This is a genomic window from Streptococcus dentasini (assembly GCF_053206945.1).
In genome coordinates, this window is sequence record NZ_JBRUHS010000005.1 from 60,459 (window position 1) to 77,736 (window position 17,278).

Genomic DNA, 17,278 nt, shown 5'->3' on the forward strand with positions numbered 1-17,278 from the left:
TTTTATATCTAAAAGTATAAGTCAAGTATATGTCTATGTTTTATACTCAGAGTTGGAGATAAATAAGGCAGAGAAGCCCAGACAGCATTTAAATACAGCCAATTCAGAAGGAATCGGGATGGGGAATGCAGTCAATAAAGTTAGCATTTATAGGATGATCTATACCCGGCTGCTTTAGTAGTGACAAATAAACTAAGTGACCGATGCCAATCAAGGTCCCAGACATAATATTGACTCTTCGACTGTTATCCTCCCCTAGGAGTTTACGAAAGTGTTCTGGGACATCGTTCAAAAGTATCTATATGATAAGGTTTCAAGGCGACAAACTTAAATACCCTCTTCTCTAGAAGTCATATTTAAGCTGCTGTAGTCTTACCCTCTTAGCTCACTTCCATTCAAATATTTCTGCAAAATTTAGCTAGATAGTAAGACAAGATGGTTTTAGTATCTAGCTTTATCACTATTAAATCGGTTTGCATAAACTTTCAAATCAACTACTGAATTTCAGGCAGAAGGCATCCCAAGGCTGAAGCTTCTGATTAGCAAGAGCTTTTTGGATATCTGTGTTCGTAATGATCGTTTCCTCAAAGGAGCCTGACCAAGTAAAATTTTGCTCTTGATTTGATAGATTGACGACAACCAGATAACTATCTTGACCTAAGACACGTTTATAGGCGAAGACTTTATCCTCTGTTTCTAAAAGTTCAAAATCGGCCTCAATTAGCCAATCATTATCCTTACGAAGTTGAATCAGTTTCTGATAGGTGTAGAAAATAGAATCGAGATCTGCCAAAGCAGCTTCGACAGTGATGGTTTTATAATTAGGATTCACAGGTAACCAGGTGGTTGCTGCACTTGAAAATCCTGCCTGACTAATACTTTCCCACTGCATCGGAGTTCTAGCATTATCCCGCCCAATCATCCTAATCTTGTCCATGATAGAGGCCATATCTTGTCCTTTTTCTAGAGCTTCGTGCGCAAAATTGAGTGATTCAATGTCATTAATTTCTTCAAGGTCAGTAAAAGGATAATTGGTCATACCGATTTCTTCTCCTTGGTAGATATAAGGGGTACCTCGCATTAAATGCAGGAGGATAGCTAGAGCTTTAGCAGATTTTTCCCGATAAGTACTGGTGTCACCCCAAATGGAGAGAATCCGAGGAAGGTCGTGGTTATTCCAAAAGAGAGAATTCCAACCTTGGTCTAGCTCAAGCTCAGTCTGCCACTTATTAAAAATTTCTTTAAGAGCTGGAACGTTGAGTTCCTTTTCATAATCCCATTTAGGAGAATTAGGTTTATGCTGCAGACCAATATGCTCAAACTGAAAAACCATAGAAAGCTCATGATGGTCGGGATTGGAATACTGTTTGGCAATTTCAGGGCTAGCTCCCCAAGTTTCCCCAACTGTCATTAAATCGTGGTAACCAAAGCTCGCTCGATTCATTTCTTTTAAATAATCATGAAGCTTGGGACCGTTGGTCGAAATACCCTGATCAGGAATTTTTCCAATCATGTCAATAACGTCCATACGAAAACCACCGATACCCTTGTTAATCCAGAAATTCATCATATCGTAGACCTTCTGGCGGAGCTGGTTATTCTCCCAATTCAAATCAGGCTGTTTCTTACTGAAAAAGTGGAGATAGTACTGACCTGATTTTTCATCATATTGCCAGGCGGAGCCACCAAAGATAGACTGCAAATCATTCGGTTGATCCCGCCAGATATAGAAGTCTCGCTCTGGGCTACTAGGATTTTCTTTAGCTTCAATAAACCAAGCATGCTCGTCAGATGTATGATTAACCACCAAATCCATGATAATCTTGATCCCTCGTTGCTGAGCTTTAGTTAATAACTCTTCCATATCGGCCATATTCCCAAAGATATCAGCTATACTCTCATAATCTGAAATATCATAACCATTGTCATCCATGGGGCTCTGGTAAACAGGAGATAGCCAAATGGCTGTGATACCTAACCTTTGTAAATAATCCAATTTACTTATAATACCTTGCAGATCCCCAATACCATCACCATTTGAGTCCATGAAAGATCTAGGATAAATCTGATAAACAGTCGCTTTATGCCACCAATGTTTTTCCATAATACTTCCTCACTTCTATTAAAAAACTTTCATAAAAGGTTACTATACCTTTTTAAGGCAAATAAATTATAAAATCCTCAAAAAGATTGGGGGTTACTATTGAATGACTATCGCTAACTGCTCAAGGTACTCCTGAGCAGTTAGGTTATTATAGCCACTATTTTATCAACTGATTAAATAAGAAAGGCTTAGCGGATAACTTTTTCAGTCTCTTTATCAAAAAAATGTCCTTTAGCCACATTAAAAGCTAACTTGACTTCTTGACCTGGCTTATGGAAATCGCGAGCTTCAACCTGAGATGAAAATTCATAAGTTCCGTGTTTGAGATAAAGCATAGTTTCAGCGCCCAGTAACTCGGAGACCTGAACTTCAGCTTTTACAATAGCATTCGAGTAGGTATCAAGGGCGATATGACTGGCGGAAATATCTTCTGGACGAATACCAAAAATAAGCTTTTTATCCAAATAACCCTTAGCTTCTAAGAGTTTAGCCTGACCTTGAGGAAGAGCAACTTCAAAACCTGCTTCCCCAACTAAACAGTCTTTCTTAGCTGTAACTTCAAAGAAGTTCATGGCAGGACTACCTATAAAACCAGCTACGAATTTATTAGCAGGTTGGTTGTAAAGTTCTTGAGGAGTCCCGATTTGCTCAACGCGACCAATGGTTCCTGAACCATCTTTATTCTTAGTCGAACTCATGATGACAATCCGATCGGCTAGGGTCATAGCCTCGGTTTGGTCATGGGTAACATAGATGGTTGTGGAGCCGATCCGACGATGCAGCTTGGCAATTTCGGCTCTCATGGAAACTCGCAATTTGGCATCCAAATTGGACAAGGGCTCATCCATTAGGAAGACTTTGGCATCACGAACGATAGCTCGTCCCATAGCAACCCGTTGACGTTGACCGCCAGAGAGGTCAGCTGGTTTTCTTTCAAGGAACTCGGTTAAGCCAAGAATTTGAGCGGCCTCTTTAACCCGCTGATCAATATCTTCCTTGGAATACTTCCGTAATTTTAAACCAAAGGCCATATTATCATAGACTGTCATATGGGGATAAAGGGCATAGTTTTGAAAAACCATGGCGATATCACGGTCCTTGGGAGCTAAATCATTGACAACTTTGCCATCAATTTTAAGCTCCCCCTTACTGATATCTTCTAAGCCAGCCACCATCCGTAAGGTTGTCGACTTACCACAGCCAGAAGGACCGACAAAGACGATGAATTCCTTATCTTTGATGGAGAGGTCAAAGTCTTCTACAGAATAGTGACTACTATTAGGGTATTTTTTATAAATGTGGTTTAAATTTAATTCTACCATAGGCTTCTTCTGCTAACTCCTTCTCATTCAAATGTAATGGTTTGACCATTCTCAGTGACCTGATAGGTTAAATCTTGCAAATTAATAACAGCTTGAGCTAAAGCACTCTTGTCCTGATTAGAACGCTTGATAACGATGGTGTGGTCGTCTAGAACTTCCGTTTCAAGGCTGCCGTCTAAGTCGAAAGCTTGAGAGTTGTTGCGATAGCTAAACAGTTTGATCAAAGCTTTGACAACTGGCCGTTCAACTTCGTGAGCAATCTCTTCACTGCTATAATAATGACGATTGATATTGCGACCTTCCTTGGTTTTTTCCAAGAGCTTCAGATCGTTCTTCCCAGCCAAAAGTCCAACATAATAAACTTGTGGAATCCCTGGTGCAAAAGCTTGAATGAGACGAGCTAAGAAATACTTCTTGTCATCGTCACCAAGGGCTGAATAGTAGGTCGAGTTGATTTGATAAATATCGAGGTTATTATATTCTGCCGTTGAATATTTGCGATTGACGTTGGCTCCAACCTTGTAGAGTTGATCGGAAGTGTAAGCAATTTCCTCGTCTGTCAAGATATCTTTAACATCTACAACTCCAATGCCATCATGGGTATCCAGCGTAGTAAATTGCTTCATAGGACTTTTAGCCAGCCAATCTGCCAAACGTTGCACCCTACCGCTATAAAGAGAGTAGAGGGTTACCATTGGAAGGGCAAAATCATAAATGAAATAGTCATGCTCAGCAATTTTGAACTGGATAGAATAATGCTCATGTATTTCCGGCAGGATATCCGCCCCTGCTTCCTTGGCGATTGTCTGTACCTTGGTTAGGAGATCCCAAATTTCTGGTTCGACAAAGAAATCATTAGTATCCAATTTCTTCACGGCGTAGGCAAAGGCATCCAGGCGAATGAGATCACAACCATTGACTGCTAGATGCTCGATGGTTTTTTTGATAAAGTCCATGGTCACTTCTTTAGTAACATCTAGATCAATCTGCTCTTCTCCGAAAGTATTCCAGAGATGTTCTTTGGTTCCATCGGCGAAGACAATCTCCTGCATAGGAGCCTTGTCTTTACGTTTATAAATTAAATCAATATCTGCTTGGGTTGGACGGTTTTCCGGCCAGAATTTTTCCCAGCGCAGAAATAAATCCGCATAGTCAGAAGCATCTTTTTTCTCTTGAAAATCCTTATAATACTTAGATTGACGGGAGATATGATTAATCATAAAATCAAACATCAGGTAGTATTTAGTACCTAAACGTTTGACATCATCCCAGTCACCAAAAGCAGAATCCACCTTATCGTAATCAACTGGAGCGAATCCCCTATCTCCTGTCGAGGGGAAGAAAGGCAGGAGATGGACGCCTCCAATTGCATCTCCAAAATAGATGCCGATATTTTCATCCAGCTCTTTTAGGTTCCTACCTAAACTATCTGAGTAGGTAATTAACATCGTTTTATTTGTTAGTGTCATCGCAACCTCTTTTCTAACTCACTTAGCTTTTAGTTATCATTTGACAGCACCATTGCTCATTCCTGAAATGATATGCTTTTGGAAGAGCAGGTAGATGATGGTGATAGTGATAATGCCGACAATATAGGACGCAAAGCTTGGTCCATAGTCATTGAAATACTGACCGGTATAATTGTATTGGAAGAGAGGCAGGGTCCAAAGTTTGGAATCCTTGTTCAAAATCAAGAGGGGTAACATGAAGTCATTCCAGAACCAGAGAGCATTGATAATGAGGGTCGTCGCATGCATAGGTTTGAGTATGGGAAAGATAACTTTGAAATAAGTCGTGAACCTATCTGCTCCATCAATTTCTGCCGCTTCATCCAGACTATCTGGAACGCTCATCTTTATATATCCAACATAGAGAAAAAGAGTCTGAGGGATAGCATAGGTTAGGTAGAGTATAATCAACCCCCATATATTAGCTAAACCAAGCCGATTCATCATCACAGTAATAGGAATCATAATGACTTGAAAAGGTACAAATATTCCAAGAATCAAAAGACTGTACATAACGGCAAAAGCTTTTTTACGAGACATATTGCGAGCAATGGAGTAAGCTGCTGCTGGAATGACGAGCATAACAACAGCGACCGAAACAACGGTGATAATGGTGGAATTCCAGAAGTAACTACCAATACCATCATTTAAGAGTCTTTGATAGTTATCTAAGGTAAAAGGATTTGGCCAGGAGAAAAAATTCTCCATAATATCCTTAGTGGTTTTAAAGGAGCTAAAAACGGTAACCAGTAAGGGTATTAAAATAAGAAAACCGCCAGCGCTGAGAAGGACATAGTTCCAAAAATTATCAAGAGTTTTATGTTTTTTCATTTTCATAGACCTCCTCTTAAATTTCAAACTTTTTAGACAGTCTAATTTGCAAAATAGAAATGATACCGATAATGACAAAGAGAACAAGAGCAATAGCATTGGCATAGCCATAAGAATTATTCTTAAAGGCATAGTTATAGACCAAGAGTCCTAGAGATGTCGTAGAGTCATTTGGTCCACCACCAGTCAGGGCAAAAATTTGGTCAAAGGCAGTTAGCCCTGCTTTCAGAGCCATAATAAAGACAATCGAGATGCTTGGAAGGAGGTAGGGCAACTCTACACTCCAAAAAATCTGGCGACTGCTTGCTCCATCAATTTCAGCTGCTTCAATAATTTCAGATGGAATACTTTGCAGACCCGATAGAAAAATAATAATTGGCATGGCTAATCCTTGCCATAAGAGGACAAAGATAACGGAGAAAATAGCACCTGCATTAGTCCCTAATAAACTGACCTTCAAAAAGTCAATATGCAGGGCAGAACCGATAGCAGGCAGACCGTAATTAAAAACTTGTTTAAAAATCAAGGAAACGGTCAACCCAGACAGAACTGCTGGAAAGAAGAACCAAGCCCTAAAGAAGGTCTGTCCTTTGATTTTTGAATTGAGAGCCCTAGCAATGAAAATCCCCAAAGCAATCTCACCAACGATGAGACAAACAGTCAGAATCAGGGTGAATCCAATAGCGGACAGAAACTTGTTGTCTGTGGCCAAAATCTTATAGTTGTTGAGACCAACAAAATGGAAATTGTAGGTTAAGCCCGTCCAGTCAGTCAAACTATAAAAAGCACCCTGAATCATAGGCAGATAGAAGAAAATAGCCTGTAAAAGTAGAGGAATAATCAGAAATGACCAGCCCCAATATTTGTTGAAAAATTTTCTAAACTGCATGACTTTCCTCCTATTCCGTCGCCTTCATGGGATTAAAGAAGGCATTCAAATCATCGGCATAACCTTGCTTATTACCAGTTGTCAGATAGTTGCTGGTCAAGGTGAAGAAATCGTTCTCGCTGGTCCAATCTTGAGCTAACCAAACCAAGTGACGATTGGTGAAGGCTAACTTATTAAGATTGGCTAACTCGGAATCAGATTTTTCTTTGACACCCTTAACCGCAATTGGCGAGCCATCAATGTCATAGTATTTCTGCATAGCCTTAGCTGTTGTCATATAGGCCACAAACTTATTAGCTGCACTCTTATGCTTACTTTTAGAGGAGATAGAAAGAGCCAAGTCACCTGCGCCGATAGTTAGAGAATCTCCTTTCTTTTCACCTGGAAATGCAAAGGTACCAATTTCAAAATTCGGATCCTGCTGTTTAATAACGGTCAAGGCCCAAGAACCATTTGGCGTCATTAAGGCATCTCCTTTAGCGAAGCTAACTAAGGCATCATTGTAGCTGGCACCTTGCCAATTGGTTTGGAGAGCCCCTTTTTTACGCAGAAGGTCGAGGCGTTCAATATCCTTTTTCATCAAAGGATCACTAGCTTTAATCGAATCAGGTTTTGAAAAACGCAGATAATCATTGACTACTTTTCTGCTACCCGCTGAGGTTGCAAAGGCCAGTTGATTATACCCATTAAGCGTCCAACCTTCAGAACCAGCGATGGCAAATGGTGTTTGCTTGTTTTTGATGATGGCATCAACTAAGCTTTCAAATTCATTCCAAGTTTCTGGCACCTTTAAACCAAGTTTGGCAAAGGCTGTCTTATTATAGTAGATACCATAAACATTAGCGGAGAGAGGAACATTGTAAACTTTTTTCTTGATAGCATACTTCTGGGCATAGTTATTTTTAATATTATTAACATAGGACTTATGGGTCATATCTTCAAAATAACCCGCCTTTGCCCACTCTTGGAAATCAACATTTTGTGGGTAGATATTAATGACATCGGGGACGTCACCTGAGAGCATCCGTGATTTTAAGACATCACCAGGATTGGGTACATCGACAACCTTGACATGAATCTTAGGATTCTCCTTTTCAAAATCCTTGGCAATTGCCTTCAAGGTCTTGGACATTTCCTTTTTCTGATTGAAATATTCAATCGTTACTTTTCCACTAGGCGAGGAATCCTTGTGACAGGCCGTTAAAAATACAGCCGCCAATACTACCATTCCTAAGCCTAGAATGAATTTTACTTGGTTAAACCATTTCATCAATTAGCCTCCATTCTTCCAAAATTCTATTAGGGCTAGAAGACAGGCGATTAAGTCTGTCTAAGTTTCTTTTACAAAATAAAGTTGCTTACTGAGGTAGTCGCCTTGAGGAAGAACCATGGTCAAACCAGCATACATAAGTTCAGCACCCGAATAAGACTTATCCTCATCTACCAATTTATAAGTTGCGTCCGGATCCAATCCCTTTAGCTTGAGGGTTGTTTCCATGGTCTCAATCGTGGACAAAATGCGGACATAAGTAAGAACCACCTGCTTGTCATCATTAAACTGGACAGCCATCTCATTAGCCCCTCTGCTTGGATTAAGAAGGCGGTAAAACCTCCCTTTTTGAACGGTTGGACGGATAGCCTTATATCGCTTAACTTGATTAGCAATTTCTTCCTTTTCTAAGTCAGAAAGCTTGGTTAAATCCAACTCATAGCCGAGATTACCCATCATAGCGACATGGCCTCGTGTTTTAAGCGGTGTAACCCTTCCCATCTGGTGATTGGGAACAGCTGACACATGAGCTCCCATAGAGATTGTTGGGTAAAGATAAGAAGATCCATACTGAATAGACAGGCGAGAAATAGCATCTGTATTATCGCTAGCCCAAACTTGTGGGAAATATCGCATCATTCCAAGGTCATTACGGCCACCACCGCCCGAGCAGCTCTCAAAAAGAACTTGCGGGTGCTTCTTTGTCAGATAATCAATAACCTCGTACAGTCCCAATATGTAAGCATGGGATTGCATTTGTGTCTCCAGATAGGTATCACCATTACCAACATTGGTGATATTACGGTTGTAATCCCACTTGATATAGTCGATGGCATGCCGACGCAAGATATCATCAAAAGTTAGCTTAATATACTCTACTACTTCAGGGTTTGCAAAGTTTAGAACAAGCTGGTTGCGAGAATAGGTGTGGCTGCGTCCAGCTGCCTGAATGACCCAGTCGGGATACTTCCTATAAAGATTACTATCTTCGGAAATCATCTCAGGTTCAACCCAGAGGCCAAATCTCAAGCCTTTGGCATGGATATCAGCAATCAACTGGTTTAAGCTGCCCCCCAATTTTTCTTCATTTACCCACCAGTCACCCAGAGCCCGATTATCATCAAAACGATGGCCGAACCAACCATCATCTAGTACGAAAAGCTCCATCCCTAACTGACTGGCCTCATCTGCTAACTGAAGCAATTTGTCTTTTTGAAAATCAAAATAGGTTGCCTCCCAGTTATTGATGAGAATAGGACGTTCAACATCTGCAAATTGCTGGGGAATGATGTGGGATTGAACAAAGGACTGGCTCTCTTGGCTAAGAGCTGTCAATCCTTGATCGCTATAGCTAATCAGGGCTACAGGAGTATCAAAAGTCTCGCCTGGCTTTAGTTCCCAAGCAAAATTCTCATCATTGATACCTATTCCCAAACGGATTTCATTGAGCTGATTCTGCTGAACAAAAGCTTGGAAATTCCCACTATAGAGGAGTTGCAAGGCTAAAGATTCACCATAATAGTCATTAGCTTCTTGTTCACACAAAATTAGAGCAGGTGTCTGCGAATGGCCAGAAGCCCCCCGATTGGAACTGATGGAAAAAGTTCCCTGTTCAACCGCTTGCCTTCGAACTGTTTTTTCTCTGGCATAGGCTCCTTGGAGACTGATTACATCATAAGGAGCAGCTGGCAAATCACACATGGTCGATAAGATACGGTGAAGGATAACTTTTTCTTTAGAAAAATTTTCAATCCGAATAAAAGTCGATAAGGTGTCTCGCCCAGAATAAGTTGTATAGTAAAGTTTGACCCTTGTTTGGGAAAGGTCATCAACCAAGCTTAATTCCAAGGTTTCAGCCCCCTCAGCTGAATACGGGTTCGGTAAGCCACTGGCCACCACTACGCCTTCTATGACCCTAGCCTCGGTAAATTTGAACTGATTCAAAGCATTATTACCATGCTGCAGGACTAAGGCTGGCTGCCTAAAATCACCAAAACCGTGAGTCCCTAGAATCTGTCGCTGCGTGTCATAGCTATAGGTTCTGACGTTTGGATCGGGATTTCCAGAAAAAGCATGATCGCGTTCATGAACCCTATTAGAAAAATGATATTGGGAGATTTTCCTTCCCAGATGCCTTAACAGTAAATCAGAATTCTTTTGTTCAATAATCATTGAAGAGGTCTGCGCTTCTATATAAAATAGATTACCTTCAATCTTAATTCCCATAGACATACCCTTTCTAAGTAATCTACTCGTTTACTTCTCTATTATAATCGTTGTAAGCGCTTTATTATATAGTCCTATGTTTCCTTTATATGGTATAATGTTGCCTAAAGACAAGGAGGGCTAAAATGAATGTTTTAAATACCTACAATGAATTTGACAGCAACCACATTGACCTCAATATTGACCACTATGGTGCTGAAGCTTGTGATTCTGGCTATTCTTTTGGACCGAGTACCCGTGATAACTATGTCCTACATTTTATCATTAGCGGTCAGGGAAACCTTCGGGTAGACGGAAAATCTGTATCTCTAGGAACGGGAGACTTATTTTTGTTACCCAAAAATCATGTTAGCTTTTACCAAGCTGATAGAAAAGAGCCTTGGACTTACCTTTGGATAGGCTTTAGTGGATCTAGAGCAGACTCCCTCCTCCAACAAACGTCCCTCATGACCGACTACTATGCCCACTCTTCATTAGATTCGGCTATCCTGAAACAATTATTGGAACTTTTTGATAGCGATGATCGTTCTTTAACAACGATCAATGAATTACGGCTTTTGGCTCAGCTCTACCAATTGTTGGCCAGCCTGTTGGAAGAGTTTCCCCCAATTAACCAAGATGACGGTCAACAGATTGAAAATTATAATCGGCAGGTTTTGAAAATTATCCACAGCCAGTATGATCAACCGCTGAAAGTTTCTGAAATAGCCAAAAAATTGAATCTCAATCGGAGCTATCTCTACAAAATCTTTAAAGAACGAACTGGCTATTCCATCAAAAAATATTTACTAAAAGTACGTATGGAAAAAGGAGCTAGCCTACTAAAAAAGACGAACTTAACCATAACAGAGATTGCTCATTCTGTTGGCTTCACCGATGTTTTAGCTTTTAGCAAAGTCTTTAAAAAATACTTCAAGAAAAATCCCAGCTGCTTCCGCAAGGAGCAATTGAAAAAATTAGTTAATCCTCCTAAAGAGTGAATTAAAAAAACTTTACACCTTTCCAGTTTAAAAACAGTAGTTGACTACTTGAAGTCCGCGAGTTTCCTAGTAAATTTCTTTATGAATTTTTAGAATAAAATTACAAAAAACTCCTAGTCGCTAACGTATAGCCAGACTAGGAGTTTTTACCGTTTCATGCATTTCTATCGTCATAACCCTTTGGGTGACTGGAATGCCAAGCCCAAGCAGTTTGGATAATTTTTTCAATATTATCAAATTCAGGTGCCCAGCCGAGAACCTCTCTGGCCTTGGTCGAATCTGCAACCAAAGTATCAGGATCTCCTAGCCGGCGGTCAGTCTTTTCAGCTGGAATTTCCTTACCTGTGACCTTGCGGGCAGCTTCTAAAATTTGCAGGTTAGAAAAGCCTGTCGCCGAACCTAGATTGAAGGCGGTAGATGGATTTCCCTGACGCAAATAATTTAGGGCGAGTAAGTGGGCCGATGCTAAGTCAAAAGGATGAACGTAGTCACGCACATTAGTGCCATCAGGAGTATCATAGTCATCCCCAAAAATCATGATTTTTTCCCGCACCCCTTGAGCCACTTGAAGAATGATGGGCAGCAGATGGGTTTCAGGTCCATGGTCTTCACCGATAGAGCCGTCTGGCTTAGCCCCAGCAACGTTGAAATATCGCAAAGGCACGAACTTAATCCCATAAGCCTGATCGGACCATTTCATAATGGTCTCCATCATCAACTTACTTTCGCCATAAGGATTGATAGGTCTTTGTGGCGTTGTTTCCTTGATAGGAATTTCTTCTGGAATGCCATAAGTTGCTGCGGTTGACGAGAAAACGATGTGCTTGATGTCAAATTCATGCATGACTTCTAAAAGTTTAATCATCCCGGCTGTATTGTTATCGAAATACTTAAGGGGATTCTCCATAGACTCAGCCACCAGAGAAAAAGCCGCAAAATGAATAACGGCATTAAGGTCAGGATGCTCCCTGAAGACCCGCCGCATGAAATTTTGATCTGCTAGATCTCCTTGGTAAAACTTGGCAGATGGATGGACAGCAGCCCGGTGACCTGTCACTAGGCTGTCCACCACTACAACCTCTTCCTGCCCTTTTTGGACTAGGTAATCCACCATGTGAGAGCCGATATAACCAGCTCCTCCAAGAACTAAAATTGCCATTTTACAAGATACACTAGGGCTTAAGCCCTCCCTTTCATCATTTGATTCATTTGCTTAGTCTATGCCAATGGTTTCAAGGAAGCGTCTAAATGCCAGTTGACCATCTGAATTTCGTTTATAGACACCCGCATCTTCCAGCACACGAACAAAAACTTGGCCAACGGCATGCTGCACGACCTGATGCACATTACCAACGCTAACATTGACAGAGCTTTTTAACTCATCCGCCCAAGTCTTGTGATAGTCAGCAATCTCATTATACTGATTTATCAGATAGTTTTCAACCTCAACCAATTCCTCTTTTAGACGAGGTGGGAGAATAGCCAACCCCATGACCTCAATTAGGCCAATGTTTTCCTTTTTGATATGCTGAACATCGGCATGAGGATGGTAGACACCATCTGGATACTGATCTGATGTATGGTTATCGCGGAGAACTATATCCAACTCGAACTGGCTGTTGCGTTTTCTGGCAATCGGAGTTACCGTATGGTGAGAACCTTCTTGACTAAAAGCTACTACATCCACTTCGGGATCGCTATAGTGTCGCCAAGCTTGGAGAATCTCTTCTGCTAAGGCCACAAGACGGCTTTTATTCTTCCCCGTCAAACGAATGACCGACATAGGCCATTTGACAATTCCAGCTTTAATATCAGGAAAATCTTTAAAGCAAAAAGTATAATCAAGCTCTGCCTTCTCCATAGGGAAAACATGACGTCCCCCCTGATAGTGGTTATGGGTCAGTATAGATCCCCCAACGATAGGTAGGTCAGAGTTCGAACCTGCAAAATAACCGGGAAATTTATCCACAATCTCTAGAAGTTGTTCAAAAGTTCTTCTTGTGATCTGCATAGGGATATGCTGGCGATCTAAAAAGATACAATGTTCATTGAAATAAGCATAGGGCGAATATTGAAAGCCCCATTCCTGTCCTAACAAATCTAGGTGAATAATGCGATGATTGGCTCTGGCTGGATAGTCAATCCGACCCTGATATCCCTCATTTTCCATACAAAGTTGGCACTTGGGATAGGAGGACGCCTTAACTTTCTTAGCTGCAGCAATTGCCTTGGGGTCTTTTTCAGGTTTGGATAAATTAATGGTAATTTCAATATCACCGTAAGCCGAAGGCACTTGATAGGCAATATTTTTAGCGATAGCTGCTACCTTAATATAGTCATTAGCCTTGCTTAGTCGGTAAAAATCAGCAATGGCTTGCATCGGAGAGTCGCCATAGGTCTGCCAGAAGTCTTGATTGACCTTACTAGGAGCCGGGGTGATAAAATTCATCAATTCTGCTCCCAGACAGTCCTTTTCTTCTGCTAAAGTTCCCACCTTTCCATTCGCCACAGCCACCTGGAGCAAAGCTTCCTTGAGTTCAATCAAATCCGTCAGCCCGATCTCTTTATTGACGCCGTCTTCTCCGACCAAAGCCAATATTCGATTGTGGAGATAGAGACTGTCAATCTCTTGGTAATCACTATTAGCAATAATTTTCTCTACAAAAGCATCTATTAAGTTTGTCATACTAGATTCCCTTTAATGTTTACGCGACAAGACATGTGCTCCTTGCGAAATCTCTGCAGTATAAAAGGCAGGAGCATAACCAACGGTTTGAGTATAAATCTTTTCTAAGACTTGTGTAAAAGTTTCCACCTTATCTCTGGCGACCAGAGCGATAGCGCAACCACCAAATCCAGCACCCGTCATCCGAGCTCCGAGAACGCCTTCTTGTTCCCAGGCAGCATGAACCAAGGTATCCAACTCAGGACCGGTTACCTCATAATCATGTTCTAAGGAAACATGAGAAGCGTTAATTAAGCGGCCAAATTCTGCTAATTGACCAGACTCCAAAGCTTTACGAGCCTGCAGGGTTCGTTGATTCTCCCAGATAGCATGGCGAGCCCGCCTGATGCGGTCAGCATCTTTAATAAGATAGCAATACTCATCAAAAGTTTTGGCATCTAACTCGCCCAGTGTCTTGATCGCAAGTTTCTTGTTCAGCTCTTCTACTGCCCTTTCGCACTCAGACCGGCGTTCATTGTATTTTGAATCAGTCAATTCACGCCGTTTATTGGTGTTCATGATAACAATCAGATTATCACCTAAATCAAGCGGAACTAGGTCGTATTCCAAGGTGTTAGTATCCAGATAAATGGCCCTTTTATCAGCTCCCATCCCGACAGCAAACTGGTCCATAATACCAGAATTGACACCAATAAAATCATTTTCAGTCTTTTGACCAGCTTTGACTAAGTCAAGACGCTCAAGCTTGAGTTGGTAAAGTTCCTCAGCGACAATTCCCACTAATAATTCCAAGGAAGCAGACGAGGAGAGGCCAGAACCATTGGGAATATTTCCGTTGACATAAAGGTCAAGTCCAGTGTCAATCACATGTCCAGCTTCCTGTAAAAACTTAATCATCCCTTTAGGATAATTGGTCCAACCATCTGCTGAGTCATAAACCAGATGATTTAGGTCAACTTCGATAATTCCAACCTCAGAAAAATTGGCAGAATAGAATCTCAGAGTCTGATCCGACCGTTTGCGAGCAGCACCATAGGTTCCTAGTGAAATAGCTGCTGGAAAGACATGACCTCCATTATAATCTGTATGTTCACCAATTAGATTAATGCGTCCGGGTGAAAAGAAGGTAGCATCTGCTTGCTGCTTAAAAATTTCCTCAAAAGCTTGATTTAAACTTCTACTATCCATAAATTTTCTCCATTCGATTTTTATTAATTTTATTTTATCCAGTGAAATCGCTGTCGTCAATAATTTTACTAAATTTTTACTAATCTTATTACTTGTGCTATACTGGTTATGACTAAAATAAAGATAGGATGGATATCAATGGCAACTTTAAAAGATATTGCCAAGCTTGCAAAGGTTTCTCCTGCTACCGTTTCTAGGGTACTCAATCGTGATGAAACCCTTTCTGTTAGTGAGACAACCAGACACCGCATTTTAAGTGTCGCCGATGAATTGGGTTATACCAGACATCAAAAAAGCGGAAATTTTACTAAAATTCGACAAAAAATCGCTGTCGTCCAGTGGTACAGCCAAGAGGAAGAACTCAATGACCTTTATTACTACGCTATCAGGACTGGAGTTGAAAAAAGGGCCCAAGAACTGGGCTACGATATTCTACGTTTCTTTCAAAGCGAACCCATTCAGCTAGGCCAAGAGGTCGCTGGCCTGATAGCTATTGGCAAATACAGCCAGACACAAATTAAGGAACTGGAAACCTATAGTAATGCTATTGTTTTTGTGGACAGCGACACCTTAACTGCTGGGCATTCCTGTGTGACAACTGATTTTGAACATGCTGTCACCAGCGTTATCGATTACTTCCTTGCTAAAGGTATCAATAAAATCGGCATGATTGCTGGTCAAGAAAAAACTGCCGACAACGCTGCATTGCTTAACGATCCAAGACTGAAAATCTTTAAAACCTATGCCTACGAAAAAAATATCTTTGATGACCGAATCATTTTTAAGGGAGAATTTTCTAGTCAATCAGGCTATCAGCTAATGAAAAAGGCTATTAAAGACCTCAAAGAAAATCTCCCTGCTGCTTTCTTCATTGCCAATGATACTTTAGCTATTGGAGCCTTACGAGCCCTGCAAGAGGCCAATCTCTCTGTACCTAACCGCGTCAGTCTCATCTCCTTTAACGATACCCCTCTGGCTAAAGAGGTTTTTCCCAGTCTCAGCAGCGTTACTGTCTATACAAAAGACATGGGGCGCTGTGCTGTTGATGTCCTCAACCGTCATATCCTGAATAGTGAAACCATCCCAACCTTGACCAGATTAGCCACTAAACTGACACTGAGAAACAGTAGTTTATAGCGATAAAACTTGGAAAGTATTAACGAAAAATTAAAGAAAAAGAAAGGCATGAAATCATATAATCCTTAACCTAGATTTCATGCCTTCTTTATTCATTTCTGTCATCTATTTCACTCCAGTAAAAAACTAATGAAAGCTCTATTCATCCGAACAGAGCCTTCATTAGTTTTTATGGTAAATATTTTCCAGAAGCTAAGTAGAGTTCATACCAATCATGATGGGACAAAGTTACCTTACTTGCCTGAGCGGCCTCTTCAATATGCTGCGGATTCATACTGCCAATGATGACCTGCATCTTTGCAGGGTGACGCAAAATCCAAGCCAAAGCGATGGCTGCTTTTGTAACGCCTTCACGCTGAGCAAATTTTTCCAAAACTTCATTTAGTTCTGGGAACTTAGGATTATTAACAAAAGTTCCTTCAAAGAAACCATATTGAAGCGGTGACCAAGCTTGAATGGTAATATCATGCAGACGACAGTAATCCAGCGCATCGCCATCACGGTTGACAGACATTTCGGTTTCCTTATTGTTCATGTAAAGGGGCTGATCAATGAGCTGCGATTGTTCCAAAGAAAGCTGCAGTTGGTTAAAGACAAGAGGCTGCTTAACATACTTTTTAAGTAATTCAATTTGCAGAGGCATCAGGTTGCTGACACCAAAATAACGAACCTTGCCTGTACGCTCTAACTCATCAAAAGCTTCAGCCACTTCTTCAGGATCAAAGAGGACATCTGGTCTGTGAAGCAAAAGGGAGTCTAAGTAATCCGTCTGCAAGCGCTCCAAACTTTCATCGACGCTGGTTAAAATATTTTCCTTTGTTCAATCAAATTCATTGCGCTCAAAGCGTAAGCCGCATTTAGATTGTAAGAAGATATCTTCACGCTTGAGACCAGTTAGCTTAAAGGCTTGACCAAATTTGCGTTCGGCAGCGCCATCTTCTCCATAACAAGTGGCATGATCAAAGAAAGTGATACCAGCTTCGTAGGCTGTTTTGATAACCTGAGCGGCATCTTGATCGCTCAAATCAGGCATGCGCATACATCCTTGAACAATAGCAGGAACTTCTTGCGGCCCCTTAACAATATTCAATGTTTTCATAATGTCTCCTCCTTATCGGATATAAAAATTTTTATAGC

The 17,278-nt window shown here is 41.0% G+C and carries 12 protein-coding genes and 1 pseudogene; 2 read left to right on the plus strand and 11 right to left on the minus strand.

Annotation, left to right across the window (positions count from 1 at the left end; translation table 11 throughout):
• Window positions 1–490: 490 nt before the first annotated feature.
• From dexB to ACVR1G_RS05415, 7 genes are all read right to left on the minus strand, one after another.
• Window positions 491–2,104: a glucan 1,6-alpha-glucosidase DexB gene (gene dexB, locus ACVR1G_RS05385; RefSeq protein WP_447452174.1), complete on the minus strand. Its 1,614-nt coding sequence runs from the start codon at window positions 2,102–2,104 to the stop codon at window positions 491–493.
• A 188-nt stretch (window positions 2,105–2,292) separates the two neighbouring features.
• On the minus strand, window positions 2,293–3,426 hold the full coding sequence (locus ACVR1G_RS05390) for an ABC transporter ATP-binding protein (protein ID WP_447452175.1): 1,134 nt from the start codon (window positions 3,424–3,426) through the stop codon (window positions 2,293–2,295).
• Between the two features lie 23 nt (window positions 3,427–3,449).
• Complete coding sequence (gene gtfA / locus ACVR1G_RS05395; RefSeq protein WP_447452176.1) at window positions 3,450–4,895, minus strand: sucrose phosphorylase; 1,446 nt, start codon at window positions 4,893–4,895, stop codon at window positions 3,450–3,452.
• Window positions 4,896–4,931: 36 nt separating this feature from the next.
• Window positions 4,932–5,765 (minus strand): carbohydrate ABC transporter permease, encoded by an 834-nt coding sequence (locus ACVR1G_RS05400; protein WP_447452177.1) that lies wholly within the window; start codon window positions 5,763–5,765, stop codon window positions 4,932–4,934.
• Window positions 5,766–5,781: 16 nt separating this feature from the next.
• A complete protein-coding gene (locus ACVR1G_RS05405; RefSeq protein WP_447452178.1) occupies window positions 5,782–6,654 on the minus strand; it encodes a carbohydrate ABC transporter permease in 873 nt (290 codons plus the stop codon).
• A gap of 10 nt (window positions 6,655–6,664) precedes the next feature.
• Complete coding sequence (locus ACVR1G_RS05410) at window positions 6,665–7,924, minus strand: extracellular solute-binding protein (protein WP_447452179.1); 1,260 nt, start codon at window positions 7,922–7,924, stop codon at window positions 6,665–6,667.
• Between the two features lie 60 nt (window positions 7,925–7,984).
• The gene (locus tag ACVR1G_RS05415) at window positions 7,985–10,150 is read right to left on the minus strand and encodes an alpha-galactosidase (RefSeq protein WP_447452180.1); all 2,166 of its coding nucleotides are present in this window, start codon (window positions 10,148–10,150) and stop codon (window positions 7,985–7,987) included.
• Window positions 10,151–10,275: 125 nt separating this feature from the next.
• Here ACVR1G_RS05415 and ACVR1G_RS05420 point away from each other — a divergent pair, with 125 nt between their 5' ends.
• The gene (locus ACVR1G_RS05420) at window positions 10,276–11,130 is read left to right on the plus strand and encodes an AraC family transcriptional regulator (RefSeq protein WP_447452181.1); all 855 of its coding nucleotides are present in this window, start codon (window positions 10,276–10,278) and stop codon (window positions 11,128–11,130) included.
• A 154-nt stretch (window positions 11,131–11,284) separates the two neighbouring features.
• Here ACVR1G_RS05420 and galE read toward each other — a convergent pair whose 3' ends face one another.
• The 3 genes from galE to ACVR1G_RS05435 are packed head-to-tail and all read right to left on the minus strand — an operon-like array spanning window position 11,285 to window position 15,004.
• Window positions 11,285–12,289 (minus strand): UDP-glucose 4-epimerase GalE, encoded by a 1,005-nt coding sequence (gene galE, locus ACVR1G_RS05425; protein WP_447452182.1) that lies wholly within the window; start codon window positions 12,287–12,289, stop codon window positions 11,285–11,287.
• 54 nt (window positions 12,290–12,343) lie between these two features.
• On the minus strand, window positions 12,344–13,816 hold the full coding sequence (gene galT / locus ACVR1G_RS05430; protein WP_447452183.1) for a UDP-glucose--hexose-1-phosphate uridylyltransferase: 1,473 nt from the start codon (window positions 13,814–13,816) through the stop codon (window positions 12,344–12,346).
• Between the two features lie 12 nt (window positions 13,817–13,828).
• Window positions 13,829–15,004: a galactokinase gene (locus tag ACVR1G_RS05435; protein WP_447452184.1), complete on the minus strand. Its 1,176-nt coding sequence runs from the start codon at window positions 15,002–15,004 to the stop codon at window positions 13,829–13,831.
• 138 nt (window positions 15,005–15,142) lie between these two features.
• Between ACVR1G_RS05435 and ACVR1G_RS05440 the strand changes: the two genes are divergently transcribed.
• The gene (locus tag ACVR1G_RS05440; RefSeq protein WP_447452185.1) at window positions 15,143–16,141 is read left to right on the plus strand and encodes a LacI family DNA-binding transcriptional regulator; all 999 of its coding nucleotides are present in this window, start codon (window positions 15,143–15,145) and stop codon (window positions 16,139–16,141) included.
• A 169-nt stretch (window positions 16,142–16,310) separates the two neighbouring features.
• Here ACVR1G_RS05440 and ACVR1G_RS05445 read toward each other — a convergent pair.
• Window positions 16,311–17,240 (minus strand): annotated as a pseudogene (locus tag ACVR1G_RS05445) (aldo/keto reductase).
• Window positions 17,241–17,278: the final 38 nt, after the last annotated feature.